The organism is Paraburkholderia sp. Clong3 (genome assembly GCF_050436485.1).
GTDB classification, from domain to species: domain Bacteria; phylum Pseudomonadota; class Gammaproteobacteria; order Burkholderiales; family Burkholderiaceae; genus Paraburkholderia; species Paraburkholderia tuberum.
The window spans coordinates 3,607,063-3,630,513 of the sequence record NZ_JBNDMH010000002.1 but is presented as its reverse complement, the minus strand read 5'-3'; the positions used below and the strand labels follow the sequence as shown (position 1 = coordinate 3,630,513).

At 64.0% G+C, this 23,451-nt stretch carries 22 protein-coding genes and 1 tRNA gene; 12 read left to right on the top strand and 11 right to left on the bottom strand.

Annotated features, from left to right (window positions below):
- Positions 1–301: 301 nt before the first annotated feature.
- The 4 genes from OKW30_RS20910 to OKW30_RS20895 form a co-directional block, all read right to left on the bottom strand.
- The gene (locus OKW30_RS20910) at positions 302–3,325 is read right to left on the bottom strand and encodes a ribonucleoside-diphosphate reductase subunit alpha (RefSeq protein WP_184066857.1); all 3,024 of its coding nucleotides are present in this window, start codon (positions 3,323–3,325) and stop codon (positions 302–304) included.
- A 533-nt stretch (positions 3,326–3,858) separates the two neighbouring features.
- Positions 3,859–4,455, bottom strand: a complete 597-nt coding sequence (gene ampD, locus OKW30_RS20905; RefSeq protein ID WP_429347482.1) for a 1,6-anhydro-N-acetylmuramyl-L-alanine amidase AmpD — start codon at positions 4,453–4,455, stop codon at positions 3,859–3,861.
- Positions 4,452–4,763, bottom strand: a complete 312-nt coding sequence (locus OKW30_RS20900; RefSeq protein ID WP_090801917.1) for a PP0621 family protein — start codon at positions 4,761–4,763, stop codon at positions 4,452–4,454. Before OKW30_RS20900 ends, ampD begins: the two co-directional genes overlap by 4 nt.
- 8 nt (positions 4,764–4,771) lie before the next feature.
- Positions 4,772–5,695, bottom strand: coding sequence for a cytochrome C assembly family protein (locus tag OKW30_RS20895; protein WP_184066863.1), 924 nt, complete (start codon positions 5,693–5,695; stop codon positions 4,772–4,774).
- Between the two features lie 81 nt (positions 5,696–5,776).
- On the opposite strand from OKW30_RS20895, the gene ffh reads away from it, so the two are divergent.
- Both ffh and OKW30_RS20885 read left to right on the top strand, forming a co-directional pair.
- Entirely contained in the window at positions 5,777–7,144 is a 1,368-nt protein-coding gene (gene ffh / locus OKW30_RS20890) for a signal recognition particle protein (protein ID WP_429347481.1), read from the top strand.
- 157 nt (positions 7,145–7,301) lie between these two features.
- Entirely contained in the window at positions 7,302–7,853 is a 552-nt protein-coding gene (locus OKW30_RS20885; RefSeq protein ID WP_429347480.1) for a hypoxanthine-guanine phosphoribosyltransferase, read from the top strand.
- Between the two features lie 93 nt (positions 7,854–7,946).
- Here OKW30_RS20885 and OKW30_RS20880 read toward each other — a convergent pair whose 3' ends face one another.
- Together OKW30_RS20880 and OKW30_RS20875 are read right to left on the bottom strand one after the other, a co-directional pair.
- Positions 7,947–8,546: a MarC family protein gene (locus tag OKW30_RS20880; RefSeq protein ID WP_429347479.1), complete on the bottom strand. Its 600-nt coding sequence runs from the start codon at positions 8,544–8,546 to the stop codon at positions 7,947–7,949.
- Positions 8,547–8,558: 12 nt separating this feature from the next.
- Positions 8,559–10,298, bottom strand: coding sequence for a proline--tRNA ligase (locus tag OKW30_RS20875; RefSeq protein WP_429347478.1), 1,740 nt, complete (start codon positions 10,296–10,298; stop codon positions 8,559–8,561).
- Between the two features lie 300 nt (positions 10,299–10,598).
- Between OKW30_RS20875 and OKW30_RS20870 the strand changes: the two genes are divergently transcribed.
- Entirely contained in the window at positions 10,599–11,348 is a 750-nt protein-coding gene (locus OKW30_RS20870) for an RNA pyrophosphohydrolase (RefSeq protein WP_187628239.1), read from the top strand.
- Positions 11,349–11,424: 76 nt separating this feature from the next.
- Positions 11,425–11,982, top strand: a complete 558-nt coding sequence (locus tag OKW30_RS20865; protein ID WP_429347477.1) for a CNP1-like family protein — start codon at positions 11,425–11,427, stop codon at positions 11,980–11,982.
- A 133-nt stretch (positions 11,983–12,115) separates the two neighbouring features.
- Here OKW30_RS20865 and proB read toward each other — a convergent pair whose 3' ends face one another.
- From proB to rplU, 4 genes are all read right to left on the bottom strand, one after another.
- Positions 12,116–13,234 (bottom strand): glutamate 5-kinase, encoded by a 1,119-nt coding sequence (gene proB, locus OKW30_RS20860; RefSeq protein WP_184066875.1) that lies wholly within the window; start codon positions 13,232–13,234, stop codon positions 12,116–12,118.
- A gap of 69 nt (positions 13,235–13,303) precedes the next feature.
- Positions 13,304–14,425 carry an Obg family GTPase CgtA gene (gene cgtA / locus OKW30_RS20855; RefSeq protein ID WP_429347476.1) on the bottom strand — a complete coding sequence of 374 codons (1,122 nt, stop codon included), beginning with the start codon at positions 14,423–14,425 and terminating at the stop codon, positions 13,304–13,306.
- A 237-nt stretch (positions 14,426–14,662) separates the two neighbouring features.
- On the bottom strand, positions 14,663–14,923 hold the full coding sequence (rpmA, locus tag OKW30_RS20850) for a 50S ribosomal protein L27 (RefSeq protein WP_008923994.1): 261 nt from the start codon (positions 14,921–14,923) through the stop codon (positions 14,663–14,665).
- A 25-nt stretch (positions 14,924–14,948) separates the two neighbouring features.
- On the bottom strand, positions 14,949–15,260 hold the full coding sequence (rplU, locus tag OKW30_RS20845; RefSeq protein WP_007180329.1) for a 50S ribosomal protein L21: 312 nt from the start codon (positions 15,258–15,260) through the stop codon (positions 14,949–14,951).
- Positions 15,261–15,545: 285 nt separating this feature from the next.
- On the opposite strand from rplU, the gene OKW30_RS20840 reads away from it, so the two are divergent.
- Both OKW30_RS20840 and OKW30_RS20835 read left to right on the top strand, forming a co-directional pair.
- The gene (locus tag OKW30_RS20840) at positions 15,546–16,538 is read left to right on the top strand and encodes a polyprenyl synthetase family protein (RefSeq protein WP_184066879.1); all 993 of its coding nucleotides are present in this window, start codon (positions 15,546–15,548) and stop codon (positions 16,536–16,538) included.
- A gap of 49 nt (positions 16,539–16,587) precedes the next feature.
- Positions 16,588–16,664 (top strand) — tRNA-Pro (locus OKW30_RS20835).
- 17 nt (positions 16,665–16,681) lie between these two features.
- Here OKW30_RS20835 and OKW30_RS20830 read toward each other — a convergent pair.
- The gene (locus tag OKW30_RS20830) at positions 16,682–16,795 is read right to left on the bottom strand and encodes a hypothetical protein (RefSeq protein WP_409340021.1); all 114 of its coding nucleotides are present in this window, start codon (positions 16,793–16,795) and stop codon (positions 16,682–16,684) included.
- A gap of 199 nt (positions 16,796–16,994) precedes the next feature.
- Here OKW30_RS20830 and OKW30_RS20825 point away from each other — a divergent pair, with 199 nt between their 5' ends.
- From OKW30_RS20825 to zapD, 6 genes are all read left to right on the top strand, one after another.
- Positions 16,995–18,206: an HlyC/CorC family transporter gene (locus OKW30_RS20825; RefSeq protein ID WP_429347475.1), complete on the top strand. Its 1,212-nt coding sequence runs from the start codon at positions 16,995–16,997 to the stop codon at positions 18,204–18,206.
- Positions 18,207–18,353: 147 nt separating this feature from the next.
- Entirely contained in the window at positions 18,354–19,610 is a 1,257-nt protein-coding gene (locus OKW30_RS20820) for a GspE/PulE family protein (protein WP_184066885.1), read from the top strand.
- Complete coding sequence (locus tag OKW30_RS20815) at positions 19,607–20,845, top strand: type II secretion system F family protein (RefSeq protein ID WP_184066888.1); 1,239 nt, start codon at positions 19,607–19,609, stop codon at positions 20,843–20,845. The genes OKW30_RS20820 and OKW30_RS20815 overlap by 4 nt, the downstream gene beginning before the upstream one ends.
- Before the next feature lie 27 nt (positions 20,846–20,872).
- On the top strand, positions 20,873–21,814 hold the full coding sequence (locus OKW30_RS20810) for a prepilin peptidase (RefSeq protein WP_184058556.1): 942 nt from the start codon (positions 20,873–20,875) through the stop codon (positions 21,812–21,814).
- Between the two features lie 3 nt (positions 21,815–21,817).
- Positions 21,818–22,432 (top strand): dephospho-CoA kinase, encoded by a 615-nt coding sequence (coaE, locus tag OKW30_RS20805; RefSeq protein WP_429347474.1) that lies wholly within the window; start codon positions 21,818–21,820, stop codon positions 22,430–22,432.
- 188 nt (positions 22,433–22,620) lie between these two features.
- On the top strand, positions 22,621–23,376 hold the full coding sequence (gene zapD / locus OKW30_RS20800; protein WP_008921182.1) for a cell division protein ZapD: 756 nt from the start codon (positions 22,621–22,623) through the stop codon (positions 23,374–23,376).
- Positions 23,377–23,451: the final 75 nt, after the last annotated feature.

Here is a 23,451-nt window from a genome sequence, read left to right as displayed (position 1 = left end):
GGACTGATCGACTGATCGATGCCGCACGAGCCGCGCATCGCGAGAGTCGGCGGTGAGCCGTGTCGAGCGTGTTGCGTCAGCGTTGGCGGTCGAGGTGCGATGCCATGTCGTGCGATCGTCTGGTGTTGCCAACGGCTGGGTTGCTTCACTGCATCGACGAGCGGTGAGACTTCGATACTGCTCACCGCTCGTCGACCTGCTTTCTACTTCATCGACGGGGCGCGTCGCTCACCGCCTGCGGATCACCACCTACGACCCTCGCGTGCAGTTAGCAAGCATCGCTCCCGCTGCTTGCCAATCTTTACTGGCAAGCCTCGCACTCGTCGAAGCCAGGATCGCCCGGACGCATCATGCAGACCGGACCATCCGCTTCGGGTGCCGCGTCGACCGCGACCGCGGCAGTCGCTGCGAGCGCTGCAGCAGCCTGCAAGCCGCCGCCCACACCACCCGCCGCGCCGCCGCCCACGCCGAAGCCGCCTGCCGCGCCGCCTGCGCCACCCGAGCCGTCATGACCCGAGCTCACCGCGTTCAGCGCGCCGTGCGCGACCGTCGACTTCTCGACGTGCGTCGCCGCCATCGTGCGCAGGTAGTAGGTGGTCTTCAGTCCGCGCAGCCATGCGAGCTTGTAGATCTCGTCGAGCTTCTTGCCCGATGCGCCCGCCATGTAGATGTTCAGCGACTGCGCCTGGTCGATCCACTTCTGACGACGCGAAGCCGACTCGACGAGCCACACCGGATCGACTTCGAACGCGGTCGCGTAGATCGCGCGCAGGTCGGCCGGGATGCGGTCGATGCGCGACAGCGTGCCGTCGAAGTACTTCAGGTCGGCGACCATCACTTCGTCCCACAGGCCGCGCGCCTTCAGGTCGCGCACCAGGTAGTCGTTGACCACCGTGAACTCGCCCGACAGGTTCGACTTCACGTACAGGTTCTGATAGGTCGGCTCGATGCACGCCGACACGCCGATGATGTTCGAGATCGTCGCGGTCGGCGCGATCGCCACGCAGTTCGAGTTGCGCATGCCGTAGGTCGAGATACGCGAGCGCAGCGCGGGCCAGTCCATCGACTCGCTCGAATCGACCTCGACATAACCGCCGCGCGCCTCGGCGAGCAGCGCCACCGAATCCTGCGGGAGGATGCCGCGATCCCACAGCGAACCGCGGTAGCTCGCGTAGCGGCCGCGCTCTTCGGCGAGCTCGGTCGACGCGTAGTACGCGTAGTAGCAAACCGCTTCCATCGAGCGATCGGCGAACTCGACCGCTTCCTGCGACGCGTACGGCGTGCGCAGCACGTGCAGGCAGTCCTGGAAGCCCATGATGCCGAGGCCGACCGGACGGTGCTTCAGGTTCGAGTTACGCGCCTTGGCGACCGCGTAGTAGTTGATGTCGATCACGTTGTCGAGCATGCGCATCGCTACGCTGACCGTGCGCTTCAGCTTGTCGTGGTCGAGCGCGAGCGTGCCGTCGGCCTGCTCCTTCAGGTGCGCGACGAGGTTCACCGAGCCGAGGTTGCAGACGGCGATTTCGGCGTCGCTCGTGTTCAGCGTGATTTCCGTGCACAGGTTCGACGAGTGGACGACGCCGACGTGCTGCTGCGGCGAGCGCACGTTGCACGGATCCTTGAACGTGATCCACGGATGGCCGGTTTCGAACAGCATGCCCAGCATCTTGCGCCACAGCTGCGCCGCCGGGATCTTCTTGAACAGCTTGATCTCGCCGCGCGCGACCTTGTCTTCGTAAGCCGTGTAAGCCGTTTCGAACTCGGCGCCGAACTTGTCGTGCAGGTCCGGGCAGGTGGACGGCGAGAACAGCGTCCAGTCGCCGCCTTCCATCACGCGCTTCATGAACAGATCGGGAATCCAGTTCGCGGTGTTCATGTCGTGCGTGCGACGACGGTCGTCGCCGGTGTTCTTGCGCAGCTCGAGGAATTCCTCGATGTCGAGGTGCCACGATTCGAGGTACGCGCACACCGCGCCCTTGCGCTTGCCGCCCTGGTTCACGGCGACCGCCGTGTCGTTGACGACCTTCAGGAACGGCACCACGCCCTGCGACTTGCCGTTGGTGCCCTTGATGTGCGAGCCGAGCGCGCGCACACGGGTCCAGTCGTTGCCGAGGCCGCCGGCGAACTTCGACAGCAGCGCGTTTTCCTTCAGCGCTTCGTAGATGCCGTCGAGGTCGTCGTCGACCGTGGTCAGGTAGCAAGACGACAGCTGCGAGCGGCGCGTGCCGGAGTTGAACAGCGTCGGCGTCGAACTCATGAAGTCGAAGCTCGACAGCACGTTGTAGAACTCGATCGCGCGCGCTTCGCGGTCGATCTCGTTCAGCGACAGACCCATCGCGACACGCATAAAGAATGCCTGAGGCATTTCGATACGCACGTTGTCGTGATGCAGGAAGTAGCGGTCGTACAGCGTCTGCAGACCGAGGTAGCCGAACTGCAGGTCGCGGTTCGCATCGAGCGCGGCCCCGAGGCGCTTCAGGTCGAACTGCAGCAGCTTGTCGTCGAGCAGCTCGGCTTGCACGCCGCGCTTGATGAACTGCGGGAAGTACTCGGCGTAGCGCTCGCCCATCTCGGCTTGCGTGACTTCCTCTTCGAGAATCTCGCGGCGGATCGTATGCAGCAGGATGCGCGCGGTGACCTGGCTGTAGGCCGGGTCCTTTTCGATCATCGTGCGGGCAGCGAGGATCGCCGAGTCGTACACCTGGCTCATCGGCACGCCGTCGTACAGGTTCTTCACCGTTTCCGCGACGATCGGCTCGGCGCTTACGGCGTCGCCGAGGTTCGCGCACGCGGACTCGATGATGCCGCGCAGCGCAGCCATGTCCAGCGGACGCGTGATGCCGTTGTCGGTCACGTTCAGGTCCGGGGTGCTGGCGCTTTCCGCTGTCTGACCTTCATGGGCGTCATGCGCGCGCACCTGGTTGCGCTTCTCGCGATACAGCACGTAAGCACGCGCGACGTTGTGTTCGCCGCCGCGCATCAGCGCGAGTTCGACCTGATCCTGAATGTCTTCGATATGGAACGTGCCGCCGTTCGGACGGCTGCGCACCAGCGCGCGCACCACGTTCAGCGTGAGTTGCTCGACCAGTTCGCGCACCCGTGCCGACGCCGCGCCCTGACCACCGTTGACGGCGAGGAACGCCTTCGTCACGGCGATCGCGATTTTCGACGGCTCGAACGACACCACGCTGCCGTTGCGGCGGATCACCTTGTAGTCGGCGTAATTCGCTTGCGGCGCGAGCGCCTGCGCGCCTTGGGTCTGGCCGAAGGTCTGGCCAGTCGGTGAGCCCTCGTAACGGGTCGTCACGTTGTCGGTGGTTTGCATGTGCAAAGCTCCTGGTCTTGGAAATATTGCGGCGAGTGCCGCGGATTAAATCGAACGCCGCGCCGCCGCGTGCGCGTGCGATGAGGTGCAGGAAGGCCGGCGACGCCGGTTGGTGGGATGCATCTGCGAGGAAGCCTGGTTCGATTTGATGACGGTCTTCATCGGGTCGGTCGCGATCACTGGCTGGTCCTTTCCTGAATGCTTCTGGATGCGGCCGGAGATCCCCTACCGGCTGCGCCCCAGGAATTTTTTTCGCTGTCCGGAATGCTTGCGGTGCCATGCTCGGGGAGCGGGACGCCGCAGACTTATCCACTCTTATTCACTCGGTTATGCACATGGTTATTCACAGCACAACACAAGATATAGTGCGAAACTCAGTTGTCGGCACCAAGTATAGTGGAGTTTCGAGACAGGTCAAAAGGTTTTATTTGCGCTCGCAGTCTTGACTTTTGCTTCACGCGGCGCGCAGAAGCTCCCCGGAGAAGCAGGCTGCGCCTCGTTCTCCGTGGATCACGCAAGATCGTGCGAAGGGGTTACCGCGTTTCGGAAAACTTGAGATAGGGGAAATACCGGCCGTCGAGCAACGTGTCGCGCTGCAGTCGCGGCCACTCGAAATACGGACCGGGATCGGTCTTGCGACCGGGTGCGATGTCGGAGTGGCCGGCAAGCGCGTCGATCGGATAGCGTGCCGTCAGTGCTCTGACGAGCGCGGCGAGCGTGCGGTATTGCGTCGCTTCGAAGGCGGTGGTGTCGCTGCCTTCGAGCTCGATGCCGATCGAGAAATCATTGCAGCGCTCGCGGCCGAAAAAATTCGACGGCCCCGCGTGCCACGCGCGCTCGTTGCACGACACGAACTGCTCGAGTGCGCCATCGCGATGAATCACGAAATGCGCGGACACGCGCACGCCGCGCAGATGCGTGTCGTAGTACGGGTGAGTGTTGCAGTCGAGCGCGTTCTGGAACAGCTCGGCAATCGCGGTGCCGCCGAACTGGTTCGGCGGCAGGCTGATGTTGTGAACGACGATCAGCGTCGGCAGCGCGCCTTGCGGCCGCGCTTCGAAGTTTGGCGAGGCAAGCTTGCGTGCGGCAGGAACCCAACCGTCGGCATCGACGGTGTACGCGCCGCTCATCGGGCGTCGCGGCCGCTCGGACGCGCGCCGTGGCGCTGCGCGTGCGCGGCGCAGCAGAACGCCTGCCCCGCGACGCTGACCGAGTCGCTCTTCGGTGCGTGCACGCCGCACTCGACGCAGCGGATCATCGGCTCGGCAAGCTGCGGCTGTTGCCCATTCGAAGAACGCGCGCCGCCATTCGCGGTGCCGGCAGCGTTGGCGCCGCCGGCACCGGTGCGTTGCGCGGATTGCGCGTCGTGGCGGCGCAGCGCCTTCACGAGCCATTGACCGACGATGAACAGCAGAATCAGCAAAAAGATTTGTCGCATGGGGACACTCACACCACGGGCCGGTGCAACAGCACCTCGAAAACAAAACGGCTGCCGACGTACGCGAGCAACAGCGCGACGAACGAGGCCAGCACCCAGCGCAATGCCGCACGGCCGCGCCAGCCGGACACCTTGCGCGCGGTCAGCAGCGCGCCGAACATCACCCACGAAAGAATCGCGAACACGGTCTTGTGATCGAGCCGCAACGCGCGGTCGACCAGCTGCTCGCTGAACAGGATGCCCGACAGCAGCGTCAGCGTGAGCAGCACGAAGCCGGCGCCGATCAGACGGAACAGCAGCTTCTCGAGCGTGAGCAGCGGCGGCAGCGCGTCGAGCCAACTCGACCACCAGCCATTGTCCGCCGCCGCGTGCCTTTGCGCGAGACCACCGCGCATCGAATGCAGACGCCGCTCGACCGCCAGCATCAGCACCGCGTGCAGCGCCGCGATCGCGAACAGACCGTACGCGATATTCGCAATCAGGAAGTGCAGCTTGAACATCGGCGCGGCCGCATACGGCAGCACGCGCACGCCGCCGAACGCGAGCGGCAGCAGCGACGCGACGCACGCGAGTGGCAACACCAGCAGGCGCAGTCCGTCGAGCGGGAAAAAGAAACTCTCAATCCAGTAGATGCCGGCGCCGAGCCAGAACATCGCCGACAGCGCGAACGCGAAGCCGAACACCATCGCGTTCTGCGGGAAGATCGTGGTATGGAGCAGCACGCCGTGAGCGAGCAGCGCGACGAACAGCAGCGCGCGCCCGGGCGCGCTCATGCCGGAGGCCACCAGAGCGCCCGCGTTGGCGGCATGACCGGGCAGCGGCGGCACGCTCTCGAGCAGCGGCCGCACGGCCGCGTGCCGGTGCGAGCGCCAGCCGGCCACGGCAAGACCGCCATAGAGAAGCGCGGTGAGGGCATAGAGTACAATATCCATATTCGAAGTTTACACTAGGGCCCTACTCCGCGACGTCTTGCGCTTCGCGCGCTGCGCGGGCCCCACCGTTCATCGCTCCCCATGCTCGACAATCTGACTCAACGGATGGCGCGCGTCGTCAAGACGCTGCGCGGCGAAGCCCGGCTCACCGAGGCGAACACCCAGGAAATGCTGCGCGAGGTGCGTCTCGCACTGCTCGAGGCCGACGTGGCGCTGCCCGTCGTGCGCGAGTTCATCGCGAAGGTCAAGGAGAAGGCGCTCGGCGAAGAAGTGATCTCCAGCCTGTCGCCGGGTCAGGCCCTCGTCGGCGTCGTGCAGCGCGAACTGACCGCGGTGATCGGCGGCGATTACGAAGGCAAGGCCTCCGAGCTCAATCTCGCCGTCGCGCCGCCCGCGATCATCCTGATGGCGGGTCTGCAGGGCGCCGGCAAAACGACCACGGTCGGCAAGCTCGCCAAGCTGCTGCGCGAGAAGTACAAGAAGAAGGTGCTGACCGTTTCGTGCGACGTCTATCGTCCCGCCGCCATCGCGCAGCTGAAAACGGTGACCGAGCAGGTCGGCGCGGACTTCTTCCCGTCGGAGCTGAACCAGAAGCCGGTCGACATTGCCCGCGCCGCGCTCGACTGGGCCAAGCGCCATTATCACGACGTGCTGCTCGTCGACACGGCCGGCCGTCTCGGTATCGACGAGGCGATGATGAACGAAATCACCGCGCTGCACGCCGAGCTGAAGCCGGCGGAAACGCTGTTCGTCGTCGACGCGATGCTCGGCCAGGACGCGGTCAACACCGCGAAGGCGTTCAGCGACGCGCTGCCGCTCACCGGCGTCGTGCTCACCAAGCTCGACGGTGATTCGCGCGGTGGCGCGGCGCTCTCGGTGCGTCACGTGACGGGCAAGCCGGTCAAGTTCGTGGGTGTCGCCGAAAAACTCGACGGCCTCGAAGTGTTCCACCCGGACCGCATGGCGAGCCGGATTCTCGGCATGGGCGACATTCTCGCGCTGGTGGAGGAAGCGCAGCGCGGCGTCGACGTGCAGGCCGCGCAGAAGCTCGCCGACAAGGTCAAGAAAGGCGGCGACTTCGACCTCAACGATTTCCGCGCCCAGCTCACGCAAATGAAGGGCATGGGCGGCCTGTCGTCGCTGATGGACAAGCTGCCCGCGCAGTTCCAGCAAGCCGCGGCCGGCGCCGACATGAGTCAGGCCGAGAAGCAGATGCGCCGCATGGAAGGCATCATCAACTCGATGACGCCGGCCGAGCGCGCCAAGCCCGAACTGATCAAGGCGACCCGCAAGCGCCGCATCGCCGCGGGTGCGGGCGTGCAGGTGCAGGAAGTCAACCGCATGCTGAACCAGTACGAACAGATGCGCACGATGATGAAGAAGCTCAAGGGCGGCAACCTGCAGAAGATGATGCGCGGCATGAAGGGCGTGATGCCCGGCATGCGCTAAGCTTGATGGGACCGGCGCGCGCTCGCGCCGAATGCGGCGCGGCTGACTTCGGCATCGTGCGGGTTTATTCTGTAGCGCATTGCGCCGTCCCTCGCGGGAACGTCCCTCGGGACGTTGCCACTCACACTATGTATACAGTTACCGTCCGTCAGACGTCATGAACCGCGAAGAAGCCCTCCATATTTTTCAACACTCCGAAGAGATAGTTTCGGCCTCGGACGTCACTGCGTCGATCGCCCGCATGGCGGCTGCCATCCGCGACGAGATGAGCGAGGACTTCCCGCTCGTGCTGTCGGTGATGGGCGGCGCCGCGGTATTCACCGGCATGCTGCTGCCGTACCTCGATTTCCCGCTCGAGTTCGACTACATCCACCTGACGCGCTACCGCAATACGACGAAGGGCAGCAACGAGATGCAATGGCGCGTCGCGCCGGCGGAGTCGGTCAAGGATCGCGTGGTGCTCGTGCTCGACGACATCCTCGACGAAGGCGAGACGATGGCCGCAATCCGCGACCGCATCCTCGCGATGGGCGCGAAGCGCTTCCTGTCCGCGGTGCTGTGCGAGAAGATCATTCCGAAGGCGAAACCGCTGCGCCCCGATTACTGCGGCTTCGAAGTGCCGGACCGGTACGTGTTCGGCTGCGGGATGGATGCGAAGGGCTACTGGCGCAACCTGCCGACCATTCGGGCGTTGACCGAGGGAGCGTGAGCGGGGCATCCGCCCCACCGGCGAAAAAAAAGCAGCCTGCCTGGCTGCTTTTTTATGGCTGCGACGGTGGCAATGCGCGCACCGGCTCGCGTTTCACAGCTTGTGCACGAAAGAGCGGATTCCACCGAGCATCATCTCGACTGAAATCGCGACGAGCACGAGCCCCATCAGCCGCTCGAACGCCGCCATCACACGTTCACCGAGCCACGCCTGAATGCGCTCGGCGAGCATCAGCACGATCGCACAGATGATCATCGTGACGGTCAGCGCGCCGACCCACTCGAACGTCTTGCCCGGCGCCTGCGAGGTCAGCAGCATGACCGTCGCCAACGCCGACGGACCCGCTAGCGCAGGAATCGCGAGCGGCACGATCAGCGGCTCGCCGCCGCGCGCGTCGCCGCCGAACGGACCGTCCGGATGCGGAAACACCATGCGCAGCGCAATCAGAAACAGCACGATGCCGCCGCCGATCCGCAACGACTGGTCGCTGAGGCTCATCATGCGCAGAAAGCTCTGCCCGAGCATCATGAACACCAGCAGGATCGCAAACGCGATCGCGACCTCGCGCAGGATCACGACCGTGCGACGCTCCGGCGACACATCGCGCAGACAGCTGACGAAGATCGGGATGTTGCCGAGCGGATCGGTGATCAGGATCAGCAGCACCGTCGCTGACAGGAAGTTGTACTCCACCGCCCGCTCCGCTTAGTTCGCCAGCGCCGCGCGCACTTTGCCGATCACGGTGTGCGCGGCGTCCGCGACCGGCAGCAGCGTCGCTTCGGCCTCGCGACGGCCCTGATACTCGATCTTGCCGTCCTTCAGACCACGGTCGCCGATCACCAGTCGATGCGGCACGCCGATCAGTTCCCAGTCGGCGAACATCACGCCCGGCCGCTCGCCGCGATCGTCGAGGATCACGTCGATACCGGCCGCGACGAGTTCCGCGTACAGCTTGTCGGCCTGCTCACGCACCGCGTCGCTGCGGTCATAGCCCATCGGGCACAGCACGACTTCGAACGGCGCAATCGACTCCGGCCAGATGATGCCCTTGTCGTCGAAATTCTGTTCGATCGCGGCGCCGAGAATCCGCGTGACGCCGATGCCGTAGCAGCCCATTTCCATCGGCCGAGGCTTTCCGGTTTCGTCGAGACAGGCCGCGTTCATCGCTTCGGAATACTTGATGCCGAGCTGGAACACGTGGCCCACTTCGATGCCGCGGCAGATGTCGAGCACGCCCCTGCCGTCCGGCGACGGATCGCCCTTCTTCACATTGCGGATGTCGGCGACGACCGGCTCCGGCAGGTCGCGGCCCCAGTTCACGCCGGTGGTGTGATAGTCGACGTCGTTCGAGCCGACCACGAAGTCGCTCATGTTCGCGACCGTGCGGTCCGCAATCACCTTGACCGGCTTCTTCGTGTTGATCGGACCGAGATAGCCCGGCGGTGTGCCGAACGTCTCGACGATCTCGGCTTCCGTCGCCATGCGGAAATTACCGAGGCCCGGAAGCTTGGCCGCCTTGATCTCGTTCAGATCATGATCGCCACGCAGCATCAGCAGCCAGATCGTCGGCTCGGCGCCTTCGTTCTCGGTGGCGAGCACGACCGACTTGATCGTGCGTTCGAGCGGAATGTTCAGCAGTTCGGCAACCGCCTCGCACTTCGCCTTGCCGGGCGTACCGGTCTTCTTCATCTCTTCTGCCGGCGCCGCGCGCTCTGCGATCAGCGGTAGCGCTTCGGCCGCCTCGACGTTCGCGGCGAAATCGGAGGTCGGGCAATACGCGATGTCGTCTTCGCCGGTGTCGGCGATCACATGGAACTCATGCGAGCCGCTGCCGCCGATCGAGCCGTTGTCGGCCGCCACCGCGCGGAAGTCCAGACCGAGGCGCGTGAAGATGCGCACGTACGCGTCGTACATCTTGCGATACGACTCGCGCAGACCCTGCGCGTCCTTGTCGAACGAGTACGCGTCTTTCATGATGAACTCGCGGCCGCGCATCACGCCGAAACGCGGACGGATCTCGTCGCGGAACTTCGTCTGGATCTGATAGAAGTTGACCGGCAGTTGGCGATAGCTCTTGATCTGATTGCGCGCGATGTCGGTGACCACTTCCTCGTGCGTCGGGCCCATCACGAAATCGGCCTGCTTGCGGTCCTTGAAGCGCAGCAGCTCGGGACCGTACTTCTCCCAGCGCCCCGATTCCTGCCACAGTTCGGCCGGCTGCACGGCCGGCATCAACAGCTCGATGGCGCCCGCCCGGTTCATTTCGTCACGCACGATCGCTTCCACCACCTTGCGGATCGAACGCAGGCCGACCGGCAGGTAGTTATAGATACCGCCCGCGACGCGACGGATCATGCCCGCGCGCACCATGAGCTTGTGGCTGATGATTTCGGCGTCGGCGGGCGCTTCTTTGAGAGTGCCGATAAAGAAACGGGAAGCTTTCATTCAAGGTGTCCAAAAGCGGCGGCTTCCGGTAGGACCGCCAGAAAAGGGGAAAATGAGGGAAATCGACACAGATCCGCGGCGAAGCCGGCAGGGTTCGCCCGACTGGCGGCGCCCTGCCCCCGTGCGGCGCCGAAACCGCCGCGCAAAGCCTCTCTCACAAGGGATAGGCACGGAAAACCGACAGGCTACCGCAAACCCGGGCCTATTGCGGCGAATCGCTCCATTCTTATGCGATTCGGTGCGTAGGGTCCGTTATCTGTTTATAATCAAAGCAATTTTAAAGGATTCGAAGGTGGTTGTATGCTGGATCGTGAAGGCTTTCGCCCGAACGTCGGCATCATCCTCTTGAACGCGCACAACGAGGTGTTTTGGGGCAAACGACTCCGTGAACATTCCTGGCAGTTTCCGCAAGGGGGCATCAAATATGGTGAGACCCCCGTGCAAGCGATGTATCGGGAGTTACACGAAGAGACCGGGCTGCTTCCTGAGCACGTCAAGGTGATCGGTCGCACGCGCGACTGGTTGCGTTATGAGGTGCCTGACAAGTTCATCAAGCGCGAAGTACGCGGTCATTACCGCGGCCAGAAACAAATCTGGTTTTTGCTCCGGATGGTAGGACGCGACTGCGACATTTGTTTGCGCGCCACCGACCACCCTGAGTTCGATGCGTGGCGTTGGAACGAGTATTGGGTGCCGCTCGACTGTGTGATCGAGTTCAAGCGGGATGTGTATCAGTTGGCGCTAACGGAGCTGTCCCGTTTCATGCGCCGGCCTGCGCCGCGTGCGGAAAAACCTGGCGGGCATCATGGGTCGCGTTATCCCCGGATAGCGTCGTCGATGCAAAGCCCGCCGGATTCCACGGTAAGCACGGTGGTCACCACCGTCACGACCGTAACTTCGGTCAGCGTCGAAACGTCGACGCACGTGCTGGTCGCGCCGGATTGCGGTCCCGGCTCACCGGATGCCAACATGAGATCGGAGGATGAGCGCGAAACGGCCGAAGCCGACGAGGCCGTCGCCCCGTTAGTACGACGATGCGTGCGCGATTAACCATTCCAGGCGGCGGCTCGCGCCGCCTCTCTCTGGCGCGGCTTTCGAGCCGCGTCTGTCTCTCGAGGGAATCAGATTGAAAGCACTTGCATTCGCCGTGGCGTGCGTCGCCACCGGCGCCCTGCTGGCAGGCTGTTCGAGCGCCGGCAAACCGACCAACAAAGACGACAGCGAGTTCACCTATCTGCTGGATCGCAAGAGCAACTGGGTTGAAAACAAGGTCGACACGTTGCCGCAGCTGCCCTCCGACGCGAACCTGCTGCCGTTCGAAGTCTCCGGCAATACGCCGCTGCAATTTGCGATCGACCCGAAGTCCGTCAGCGTCGGCGACGACGGCGTGGTGCGTTACACGGTGGTCGTCACGAGCCCGGGCGGTGCGCGCAACGTCAATTACGAGGGCATCCGTTGCGACACGTATGAATGGCGTCAGTATGCGGGCCTGAACGCCGATCACGACGGCTGGGACACGACGGTCGCAAACCCGTTTTCGCGGATAGAAAACGGCGCGCTGAATGCGTACCAGGCCGCGTTGTATCAGGACTATATGTGCGCAAACAAGATTCCGACCGGCAGCGCGCAGCACATCGTCGAGAACATTCGTTACAAGCGCACGCAGACGTCGCAGATTCATTGAGGCCGGTTGCGCGGCGCGCGCCCGACTCAGGCGCCGTTGCTTACCCGTGACGATTAAAAAGCCGTTCCAGCCTGCGCTGGAACGGCTTAATTGTTGGCTCTTCATACGCGCGATATGCGCGCCGCCGCGCAGATCAAAGCACCACGAGATTGTCGCGATGAATCAGTTCGGGCTCGAGCATATAGCCGAGCACTGACTCAATTTCGCCGCTCGGACGCCGCTGGATCAGTTTGGTTTCCGCGCTGCTGTAGTTCGTCAAACCACGTGCGACCTCGCGGCCTGACGCGCTCAGACACGCGATCACCTCGCCGCGCGCGAATGCACCCTGCACACCGACGATGCCGATCGGCAGCAAGCTCTTGCCGCCGGCGGTCAGTTTTTCGACCGCGCCGTCATCGATCACGACGTGGCCGCGCACCTGCAGGTGATCGGCCATCCATTGCTTGCGCGCCGCCATGCGCGCGGTGCGCGCGATCAGTTGGGTGCCGATCGCCTCGCCGGCCGCCAGTCTCACCAGCACGTCCGACTCGCGCCCACTCGCGATCACCGTATTGGCGCCGCTATGGGCCGCACGCTTCGCAGCGAGAATCTTGGTCAGCATGCCGCCGCGGCCGAGGCTCGAGCCCGCACCGCCCGCCATCGCCTCGAGCTCGGGCGCGCCGGCGTCGGCATGCTGGACGAGTGTCGCGGTCGGGTCCTTGCGCGGATCTGCGGTGAAGAGGCCTTGCTGGTCCGTCAGAATGATCAGCGCGTCGCCCTCGATCAGATTGGCAACCAGCGCGCCGAGCGTGTCGTTGTCTCCGAACTTGATTTCGTCGGTGACGACCGTGTCGTTCTCGTTGATGATCGGTACAACTCCGAGCCCCAGCAGCGTGAGCAGCGTGGAGCGAGCGTTCAGATAGCGCTCGCGATCAGCAAGGTCAGCGTGAGTAAGCAGGATCTGCGCAGTCTGGATGGAATGTTCGGCGAAGCGGCTTTCGTACACTTGCGCGAGACCCATCTGACCGACCGCCGCGGCCGCCTGCAGCTCATCGATTTCACGCGGCCGCTTCGTCCAGCCGAGCCGCTGCATGCCCTCGGCGATCGCGCCCGAGCTGACCAGCACGACTTCCTTGCCTTGCGCGCGCAGTGCGGCAATTTGCGCGGCCCAGCGGCCGATCGCCGCATGATCGAGGCCGCGCCCGTCGTTCGTGACGAGACTCGAACCGACTTTGACGACCAATCGCCGTGAATCTGCGATGACGGAACGCATTGTGCGCTGTCTCCCAAGATGACGCGTGATGCATACCGGCACCCGCCGCTGGCGCCGGCGCTCGAGTTGTTATTCCTGCGGATCGGTGCCGGCTTCGCGGGTCGCGGCCGGTACTTGCGTCCCGTCGCGGAAACGCACGTCGGAGGCCAGGTCTTCGGCTTCGGCCGCGCGTTGCGCGTCGGAGTGCTCGGCGAGGTAGTCGAACACGGCGTAGCAAAGATTTTCACAGCCCTGGCCAGTCAGCGCCGAGATCTCGAACACCAGACCGTCCCAGCCGAAGCCTTCGAGGAACGCCGCCACGCGCGCTTCGCGATCGTCCTCAGGCACCATGTCCAGCTTGTTCAGCACAAGCCAGCGCGGCTTCTGATAAAGCTCTTCGTCGTACTTGCGCAGTTCGTTGACGATCGCCTTCGCTTCCGCGACCGGATCGATCGATTCATCGAACGGTGCGATGTCGACGATGTGCAGCAGCAGCCCGGTGCGCTGCAGGTGACGCAGGAATTGATGGCCTAGGCCGGCGCCTTCCGCCGCGCCTTCGATCAGCCCCGGAATGTCGGCAATCACGAAGCTGCGGCTCGGCCCGACGCGCACGACGCCGAGGTTCGGCGCGAGCGTGGTGAACGGGTAATCGGCGATTTTCGGCTTCGCGTTCGACACCGACGAGATAAACGTCGACTTGCCCGCATTCGGCATGCCGAGCAGACCGACGTCGGCCAGCACTTTCAGTTCGAGGCGGACCATGCGGCGCTCGCCCGGCTTGCCGTCGGTCTTCTGACGCGGCGCGCGGTTCGTGCTGGACTTGAAATGGAGGTTGCCGAGGCCGCCGGCTCCCCCTTGCGCGATTTGCACGCTCTGGTTGTGCTCGGTCAGATCGGCGATCAGCTCGCCGGTTTCCATGTCCGTGATGGTGGTGCCGACCGGCATGCGCAGCGTGATGTCATCACCGCCCTTGCCGTAGCAATCCGAGCCGCGGCCGTTTTCGCCGTTGCGCGCCAGATGTTTTTTCGCGTAGCGGTAATCGATCAGCGTGTTGATGTTGCGGTCAGCCACCGCGATCACGCTGCCGCCCCGGCCGCCGTCACCGCCATCGGGGCCGCCGAACGGGACGAACTTCTCGCGGCGCATCGACGCGCTGCCATCCCCTCCGTCGCCGGCGATGACTTCAATCCTCGCTTCGTCAATGAACTTCATGTGTTACTCCGTCCCGTGGTGTACTGCCCGATTCGATGCAGGGGTTGATACTGATTGGATGCTGCTATTTTGCCGCGCGCGCCGCGCGTTGATCAATCGACCGAACGGCATAGTCCGCCGATGAGGAGCGGTCGGCTGCGCGGCTTCGGCGCCAAGCTAAAGAGGCGCCGCAATAAAAAAAGCCCCGCGAACTTCGCGGGGCCTTTTTCCGGTCCTGAAGCCCGTGCCTGATTAAACTCAGGCTGCCGGGACGACAGAAACGGTGTGCTTCTTCGCCGCGCCCTTCGTCGAGAACTGGACGTGGCCGTCCTTCAGAGCGAACAGGGTGTGATCCTTGCCCATGCCGACGTTCTCGCCAGCGTGCATGCGCGTACCGCGCTGACGCACGATGATGCCACCAGCGTTGATAGCCTGGCCGCCGTAAACCTTAACGCCGAGGCGCTTCGATTCGGAGTCGCGGCCGTTCCGGGACGATCCGCCTGCCTTTTTGTGTGCCATTTGATTTGCTCCTTAACCGGTGCGCTTACGCGTTGATCGCGTCGATGCGCAGTTCGGTATAGTTCTGGCGGTGGCCGCCATGCTTCTGGTAGTGCTTCCGGCGACGCATCTTGAAGATCGTCACTTTGGCGTGACGACCTTGCGACACGACGGTAGCCTTGACGGAAGCCCCACTGACCAGCGGCGTACCGAACTTAATCGATTCGCCTTCGCCCACTGCGAGAACCTGGTCGAGCGTGATTTCAGCGTCAATGTCTGCCGGTATCTGTTCTACTTTAAGTTTTTCGCCGACGGCAACCTTGTACTGCTTGCCACCGGTTTTTATGACCGCGTACATTGAGAACCTCACTCTGTATTCATTTTTCCCACGCACCGCGCGCGGAAACCCTCAATTATACATAGAGTTAGCTGCTCGGTCAAAACCTGCTTACCAAACCGTCTACGGTCCGGCTTCGCCCTCCCTCGCAGGCGCTCGCAGATGGCAAACCTGTAACGCGCGGCGCCCCGCAGACGGCCTTGGCAGGCGCCCCGCGCGCCATGCGGACCGCATCCACGCCGCAGCCGACGACCCAGAAGCGCCCCGATCGCCTTATAATTCGCGGCACTACCCAATTCAGCCATCATGTCGTCGACTGCCACCACCTCCCCCAACGTCGCCAGCCTGCTTGCTCCGATCGCCGAAGACATGCAGCAGGTCAATCGCGTCATCCGGCAACGTCTTGCGTCGGACGTGATGCTGATCAATCAGATTTCCGAGTACATCATCAGCGCCGGCGGCAAGCGGCTGCGGCCCGCGCTGCTGTTGCTGGTGGCGGGCGCGCTGGGCGATACGACGGGGCACCGGCACGAGCTGGCAGCGGTCGTCGAATTCATCCACACGGCCACGCTGCTGCATGACGACGTGGTCGACGAGTCCGACCTGAGGCGCGGCCGCCAGACCGCCAATGCGCTGTTCGGCAACGCGGCGAGCGTGCTGGTCGGTGACTTTCTTTACTCACGGTCGTTCCAGATGATGGTCGGCGTGGGCAAGATGCGCGTGATGGAAATTCTGTCGGAGGCGACCAACATCATCTCTGAAGGCGAAGTGCTGCAGCTGTTGAACATGCACGATGCCGACGTCGACGAAGCCCGTTACATGCAGGTGATCCGCTACAAGACCGCAAAGTTGTTCGAGGCGGCCGCCCAGCTCGGCGCGGTGCTGGCCGGCGCGGACGCGAAAACCGAAGCCGCCGCCGCCGAGTACGGTCGTCGCATCGGCACCGCGTTCCAGATCATGGACGACTGGCTCGACTACACGGGCACGGCCGAGTCGATGGGCAAGAACGCCGGCGACGATCTGCGCGAAGGCAAACCGACGCTTCCGCTCATCTATCTGATCGAACGCGGCACGCCCGAGCAGTCGGCGCTCGCGCGCGAAGCCATCGAGCAAGGTGGCACCGACCGTTTCGATACCATTTTCGACGCGATCACGCGCTCGGGCGCGCTGGATCACACGCTCGAGTGCGCGAAACAGGAGGCGCAGGCAGCCGCGGCAGCAATTTCGTCATTTCCCCATTCCCTTTTCAAGGAGAGCCTGCTAGAATTATGCTCTTACTCGACGGCAAGACAGTCTTGAACGAGACTGGAACACCGAATTAGTCTGAATCGAGTCAGCAGTACCCAATCGGGGTGTAGCTTAGCCTGGTAGAGCGCTACGTTCGGGACGTAGAGGCCGGAGGTTCGAATCCTCTCACCCCGACCAGATTTCTCCTTGTTAGCTCAAGGTTCAAAACCGCCGCAGCGTTGCTGGGCGGTTTTTTGTTTTGCGCGGCGCTTTTTTCGTTGCTCTCGTGCTGCCCTTCGCCGCTTTCTTTCCTCCGGCTCGTCAGGCACAGCGCGTACGTTGCCACGTTGTCGTCCTGGCGACGTCAGCCGTCGTCCACACCGGAGCGCGCGGCCCCCTCTGCTATATTCTCTCCATCCTTTCCCTTATTTTTCACGACGCGTGGAACAACTTCCCTTATGGGCGCAGATCGGCGCCGTCCTTCTGCTGCTTGTCTGCTCCGCCTTCTTTTCCATTTCCGAGACAGCGATGATGGCGCTCAATCGTCATCGCCTCAAACATCTCGCCAGCAAGAACACGCTCGGCGCAAAGACGACTCAGGGCCTGCTCGCAAAAACCGATCAGCTGCTCAGCGTGATCCTCATCGGCAACAACCTGTTCAACACGATCATTCCGGTACTGACGACATCGCTCGCGCTGCATACGTTCGGCCGCAATAGCCTCGTGCTGTCGATCGCGACCGGTATCGTCGCGTTCCTCATTATCGTGTTCGCGGAGATCACACCGAAGATCGTCGGCGCGACGTTTCCCGAGAAAATCGCGCTGCCCGCGAGCCTGCTGATCGCGCCGTTGATGCGCGTCGCGAGACCACTGATCTGGTTTGTCAACCTGTTCGCGACCGGCATCCTGCGCGTGCTGCACATCAACACGAAGGGCGCGCGCGACCAGCGGCTGTCCACCGAAGAACTGCGCACCATCGTGCTCGAGTCGGGAAGCTTCATGCCCACCAAGCACCGCAGCATCCTGCTGAACCTGTTCGACCTCGAAAACATCTCCGTCGATGACGTGATGATCCCGCGTCGCCGTATCGAGGCCCTCGACTTCAATGCCCCGTTCGAACAGATCCTGCATCAACTGGAGACCTGCTATCACAACAAGCTGATCGTCTACCAGGGCGACATCGACCGCGTGCTCGGTGTGCTGCACGTGCGCAAGACGCTCTCAGCGCTGCACAACCAGGAGCTCGAGCGCGATACCTTGCGCGAGCTGCTCGCCGAGCCGTACTTCGTGCCAAGCGGCACGCCGGTGTTCCAGCAGCTGCAATACTTTCAGGAGAGCCGGCAACGCATCGCGCTCGTCGTCAACGAATACGGCGAACTGCAAGGCCTCGTCACACCGGAAGACATCATCGAGGAACTGATCGGCGAATTCACCACGTCGATTCCGCGTAGCGCCAGCTCGCGCGGCGGCTGGAACGAGGCGGGCGAATGCATCGTCGCGGGAAGCATGCCGTTGCGCGAGCTGAACCGCTGGCTGCAACTCGGGCTGCCCACCGATGGCCCCAAAACGCTGAACGGCCTGATTCTCGAAATCCTCGAAGACATCCCCGACGGCGACGTCTGCGTGCGCATCGGAGACACCAAGCTCGAAGTGATGCGCAGCGACGATCAGGCGATCCGCACCGTCAAGCTTTTCAAACCGCCGTCGCGCACGAAGGCCGGTAAAGCAAGGTCAGGCTGAACTTCGCGCCGCCGCACGCTGATTTACGGTCAGCATCGCACAGGCTCGCGAAACGCGCCATTAGCCGAATGGCCGAATGGCATTCGGACGCCCGCAACCGGAAGATGAAGCCGTCATGTTCTAAAGGCGGTTCATCACCGGTCTCTCATGCAAACACCCTTTGCCACCGCCGCGGCATTGCCGCGCCCACTCGCTATCGACGGCGAATCCAGCACAACGAGTCTGAACGATCCCGACAACGCCCCAGCCGTGCGTCTGTTGACCGACACGTTGCACGAAGCGACGCGGCGCAATGCGTCGGATATCCACATCGAGCCGGCCGAGCATGGCTGGCGTGTGCGCCTGCGTATCGACGGCGTGCTGCATGAAATCCCGCGGCCGCCCGCCCATCTGCGCGACGCGTTCGTCACGCGTGTGAAAGTGCTCGCGCGCATGGACATCGCCGAGCGACGCGTGCCGCAGGACGGCCGGCTACGCCTAGCGACGTCGCCAGGGCGGCTCGAGGATTACCGCGTCAATTCGCTGCCGACACTGTTCGGCGAAAAGCTCGTGCTACGACGGCTCGACGCGTTGCCCACCGATCTTTCGCTCGATTCGCTCGGCCTCGATCCGCGGCAGCGCGAAGCCGTCGACGCCGCGATCCGCGCGCCGCACGGTCTGATGCTCGTCACCGGACCGACGGGCAGCGGCAAGACACTATCGCTGTACTGCTTCCTGAACCTGCTGAATGGCGAGGCACGCAACCTCTGCTCGGTGGAAGACCCAGCCGAGATCCAGCTGGCCGGCATCAACCAGGTCAGCGTGCGCGAAAAAGCCGGACTGACTTTCGCGGTCGCGCTGCGGGCTTTTCTGCGTCAGGACCCGGACGTGATCATGGTTGGCGAAATCCGCGACAACGAAACCGCCGACGTTGCCGTGAAGGCCGCCCAAACCGGTCACCTAGTGCTGTCCACGCTGCATACGAACGACGCGCCCGCGGCCATCGCGCGGCTCATCGACATCGGTGTCGAGGCGTACAACCTTGCCGCCGCGCTGCGCATGGTGACCGCGCAGCGGCTGGTGCGGCGACTGTGCGTCGCATGCCGCGCGCCCGCGCCGCATTCGCCGGCGGCACTCCTCGCCGCGGGCTTTGCCGAACATGAGCTCGACGGCTGGCAACCGTATGCGGCGACCGGCTGCGCGGTTTGTCATGGCATCGGCTATCGGGGGCGCGTCGGCATTCATCAGGTGATGCCCGTCTCCGACGCGATGCGTGAGCAGATCGTCGCAAGCGCGGGCGCGCACGAGCTGGCCCGCCTCGCGCAGATGGAACAGGTCGCGACGTTACGCGACGCGGCGCTTGCGCGCGTGCGCGACGGCACCACGAGTCTCGCCGAAGCGCTCGCCGCCACGGAGGTCGCATGAGTACCGCCGCGCTGTCACCAACCCGGTCCGTCTCAGCCGACCTACGCTTCAGATGGCGCGGCGTCGACGCGGACGGCACGCGCCAAAGCGGCACGCTGATCGCGCCCGACGCGAGCGCCGCACGCACGATGCTCAAACGCGACAACCTCTTTATCGTCGAACTCGCAACGCAAGGGCCGGCGCCACGCCCGAAGACCAGCGCGGCCGCTGTCACGCTGTTCACGCGACAACTGTCCAGTCTGCTGCGTGCCGGTTTGCCGCTCGCGCCCGCGCTCGAACTACTCGCGCAGGCGTCGACGTCGGGTCAGCGGCAAGGCATGCCGCGCATCGTCGGCACTATCGCGCGCGACATCACCGCCGGCCTGCGGTTTTCGGCGGCCTTGCAGCGGCACCCGGCGCAGTTCAATGCGCTGTATTGCCAGCTCGTCGAGGTGGGCGAAGCTGCGGGCGCGCTCGTCACCGTGCTCGCCCGCCTCGCCGACGATCGCGAACGCGCCGCTGCGCAGCGCGCCAAGGTGCGCGCGGCTCTCACCTATCCAGCCGCGATCCTGCTGCTCGCGCTCGTGATAACTGCCGCATTGCTGGTGTGGGTCGTGCCGACGTTCAAGCAGATCTTCGATGGCTTCGGCGCGAAGCTGCCCGCGCCGACGCAGTTCGTGCTGGCGCTCTCGGCGGCCGCCGCGCGCTGGAGTGTGCCGCTGTTCATACTGATGCTCGCAATGAGCTCGGCCATCACGCTCGTGCTGCGTCGTTCGGTAAGCGCGCGCATCCGCTTCGCGCGCCTGTCGCTCGACCTGCCGGTGGCCGGCCCGCTGCTGCGCACGCTGTGCGCGGCGCGCTGGAGTCGCGCGCTTGGCACCTTGCTGTCCGCCGGCACGCCGCTCGCCGACGCATTCGATTCGCTCACTCAGGCGACCGGCAATGCCTTCTTCGATCGCGCGACGGCAAGCATCGCCATCAGATTGCGGCGCGGCGAACGGCTCGCCGCGGCTATGCTCGCGGCCCGCTGCTTTCCTCCCGAAGTCGTGCAGCCCGTTGCGGTCGCGGAGGAATCCGGCGCGCTCGACAGCATGCTGCTCGATGTCGCGTCGCTTGCGGATCGCCAGGTCGACGACAGGATCGGCACGCTATCGAGCCTGTGTGAACCGCTCGTGATCGTCGTGCTCGGCACACTGGTCGGCGGCCTCGTCATCGCGATGTATCTTCCCATTATTCAACTCGGCAACGTGGTGTAGCATCGCAGCCGAATCCACTTCGTCACCATGCAGGCTCCTCTTCCGCTCGTGTCACAAACTTCCTCCAGCCTGCTCGCGGGCTTACTGCCGGGCCGCTTTGCCAGCGATATCGGCCTCGCGCTCGCGAGCCTGCCCGCCGGCGTGCAGATCGCATTCGCGATCGTGCTTGGCCTCGTGATTGGCAGCTTCCTGAACGTGGTCGTGCATCGATTGCCGATCATGCTCGAGCGTGCATGGCGCGCCGAAATCAGCGAGACCACCGACGTGCCGCCGCCCGACCACGGACTGCCCGCGCGCTACAACCTGTGGGTGCCGCGCAGCGCGTGCCCGCATTGCGGCCATGTGCTGAGCGCGTGGGAAAACTTGCCGGTGCTGAGCTACCTGCTGTTACGCGGCCGTTGTTCCGCGTGCGGCACGCATATCAGCGCACGCTATCCGCTGCTCGAAATCGCGAGCGCCGCTTTCGCGGCAGGCGCACTGATAGCGTTCGGCCCGACGCTGATGGCACTCGCCGCGTTCGGCCTGTGCGCGACGTTGCTCGCGATGAGCGCGATCGACGTCGACACGCATTTGCTGCCCGACTCCTTGACGCTGCCGCTGTTGTGGGCCGGCCTGATCGTCAATTTCAACGGCATGTTCACGAATCTGCATGATGCGGTGCTCGGCGCTATCTTCGGATATCTGGCGTTGTGGGCCGTGCATTGGGCGTTCAAGCTCGTGCGTGGTATCGAAGGCATGGGCTATGGCGACTTCAAGCTGCTCGCCGCGCTCGGTGCGTGGCTCGGCTGGCCCGCGCTGCCGCAGATCGTGCTGGTCGCCGCGGTGGCCGGTGCCGTGATCGGCCTCGCGGCGACGTGGCGCGGCCGAATGCGCTTCGAGGAGCCGCTGCCGTTCGGGCCGTTTCTCGCGGCGGGCGGTGTGTTGACGCTGTTTGCCGGCACGCCGCTTTATCTGGCTCTGGGGGGCTGAACCATGTTCGTTGTGGGACTCACTGGCGGCATCGGCAGCGGCAAATCGACGGTGGCCGATCTGTTCGCCGCGCGCGGCGTGCCGCTCGTCGACACGGACGTGATCGCGCATCGCATCACCGCGCCGCATGGCCTCGCAATGCCGCACATCGCCGCCGAATTCGGCGCGCAATTCGTCGCCGCCGACGGCTCCCTCGATCGCGCGCGCATGCGCACGCTCGTGTTCAGCGACGAGACCGCGCGCAAACGTCTCGAAGGCATCACGCATCCGCTGATTCGCGCGGAAACCGAGCGCGAAGAGCGCGAAGCGAAAGGACCGTATGTGATCGTCGTGGTGCCGTTGCTGGTCGAGTCCGGGACCTGGAAGAACCGCGTGAATCGCGTGCTCACCGTCGATTGCAGCGTCGACACGCAGATCGCGCGTGTGATGAGCCGCAACGGCTTCAGCCGTGAGCAGGTGCTCGCAATCATTGCGCGCCAGGCCACGCGCGAAGCGCGGCTCGCCGCCGCCGACGACGTGATCGTCAATGACAATGCGCCGCTCGAAGAACTCGAGGCGCAGGTGGACGCTCACCATCAAGCCTATCTGTCGCTGGCGAAGGGCGATGCCGAGTTGTAGCGCGCGCAGACGCGTCGTCACCGGCACATTGAACTTTGCGCGCACGCGGGAGCCGAAGCGCTCATAACACCGGGAACTCACAAAAAAGTTGCGAAAGCGCGCAGAAAAAGTGCGTGATTGCCTGGGTAGTCCCACGGCATTAGAATGTTTTGCATTCCTGTCACCGACCACGCCCGAGGCGAGCCCGCTTGATCCTTTACGAGTACCCCTTCAATGAGCGAATCCGGACGCTGTTGCGGCTCGAAGATCTGTTCGAGCGCTTCACGTTCTTTCTGACTCAGGAAGACGCGCGGGAACATCACGTCGCACTGACAACGCTGTTCGAAATCTCCGAAGTGGCGGGCCGCGCGGATCTGAAATCGGATCTGATGAAAGAGCTCGAGCGGCAGCGGCAAACGCTCGCGCCATTTCGCGGCAATCCGGGCATCGAGCAGAACGCGCTCGAAGCGGTGCTCGGCGAAATCGAGCAGACGCTTGCGGGGCTCACGCAGATGCAAGGCAAGACCGGCCAGCATCTTGCAGACAACGAGTGGCTCGCGAGCATTCGCAGCCGCGCAATCATCCCCGGTGGTACCTGCAAATTCGACCTGCCCTCGTATTACGCGTGGCAACAGTTGCATCCCGATCAGCGTCGCCAGGACATCGCCAAGTGGGTGACACCGCTTTTGCCGCTGCGCGACGCGGCCACCATCGTGCTGCGGCTCGCGCGTGAGTCGGGCCAGGCGTCGAAGGTGATGGCGATGCAAGGCAGCTATCAGCAAATGCTGTCGGGCCGCTCGTATCAATTGATGCAGGTTCGCGTCGCTCCCGAATTGCGCGTGATTCCCGAAGCGAGCGCCAACAAGTACATGCTGTGGGTGCGCTTTACGGTGCAGGACGGCGATCTGCGGCCGCGCGCGGTCGACGTCGACGTGCCGTTCCAACTCACGCTCTGCAGCCTGTAATCGCCTGTCAATCACCGCCGCATTGAGCAGCGCACACCGGATTTGACCGAACGCGCCTTTGAACCGGCGCGAAAT

Bases quoted from the DNA above. Each gene is read 5' to 3' on its own strand.
- OKW30_RS20815 (WP_184066888.1), top strand. From the start codon at position 19,607: ATGAGTACCGCCGCGCTGTCACCAACCCGGTCCGTCTCAGCCGACCTA.
- OKW30_RS20870 (WP_187628239.1), top strand. From the start codon at position 10,599: ATGCTGGATCGTGAAGGCTTTCGCCCGAACGTCGGCATCATCCTCTTG.
- OKW30_RS20825 (WP_429347475.1), top strand. From the start codon at position 16,995: ATGATGGCGCTCAATCGTCATCGCCTCAAACATCTCGCCAGCAAGAAC.
- OKW30_RS20810 (WP_184058556.1), top strand. From the start codon at position 20,873: ATGCAGGCTCCTCTTCCGCTCGTGTCACAAACTTCCTCCAGCCTGCTC.
- cgtA (WP_429347476.1), bottom strand. From the start codon at position 14,425: ATGAAGTTCATTGACGAAGCGAGGATTGAAGTCATCGCCGGCGACGGA.
- OKW30_RS20895 (WP_184066863.1), bottom strand. From the start codon at position 5,695: ATGGATATTGTACTCTATGCCCTCACCGCGCTTCTCTATGGCGGTCTT.
- ampD (WP_429347482.1), bottom strand. From the start codon at position 4,455: ATGAGCGGCGCGTACACCGTCGATGCCGACGGTTGGGTTCCTGCCGCA.
- rpmA (WP_008923994.1), bottom strand. From the start codon at position 14,923: ATGGCACACAAAAAGGCAGGCGGATCGTCCCGGAACGGCCGCGACTCC.
- OKW30_RS20875 (WP_429347478.1), bottom strand. From the start codon at position 10,298: ATGAAAGCTTCCCGTTTCTTTATCGGCACTCTCAAAGAAGCGCCCGCC.
- OKW30_RS20910 (WP_184066857.1), bottom strand. From the start codon at position 3,325: ATGCAAACCACCGACAACGTGACGACCCGTTACGAGGGCTCACCGACT.
- proB (WP_184066875.1), bottom strand. From the start codon at position 13,234: ATGCGTTCCGTCATCGCAGATTCACGGCGATTGGTCGTCAAAGTCGGT.
- OKW30_RS20900 (WP_090801917.1), bottom strand. From the start codon at position 4,763: ATGCGACAAATCTTTTTGCTGATTCTGCTGTTCATCGTCGGTCAATGG.
- ffh (WP_429347481.1), top strand. From the start codon at position 5,777: ATGCTCGACAATCTGACTCAACGGATGGCGCGCGTCGTCAAGACGCTG.
- coaE (WP_429347474.1), top strand. From the start codon at position 21,818: ATGTTCGTTGTGGGACTCACTGGCGGCATCGGCAGCGGCAAATCGACG.
- rplU (WP_007180329.1), bottom strand. From the start codon at position 15,260: ATGTACGCGGTCATAAAAACCGGTGGCAAGCAGTACAAGGTTGCCGTC.
- OKW30_RS20840 (WP_184066879.1), top strand. From the start codon at position 15,546: ATGTCGTCGACTGCCACCACCTCCCCCAACGTCGCCAGCCTGCTTGCT.
- OKW30_RS20885 (WP_429347480.1), top strand. From the start codon at position 7,302: ATGAACCGCGAAGAAGCCCTCCATATTTTTCAACACTCCGAAGAGATA.
- OKW30_RS20820 (WP_184066885.1), top strand. From the start codon at position 18,354: ATGCAAACACCCTTTGCCACCGCCGCGGCATTGCCGCGCCCACTCGCT.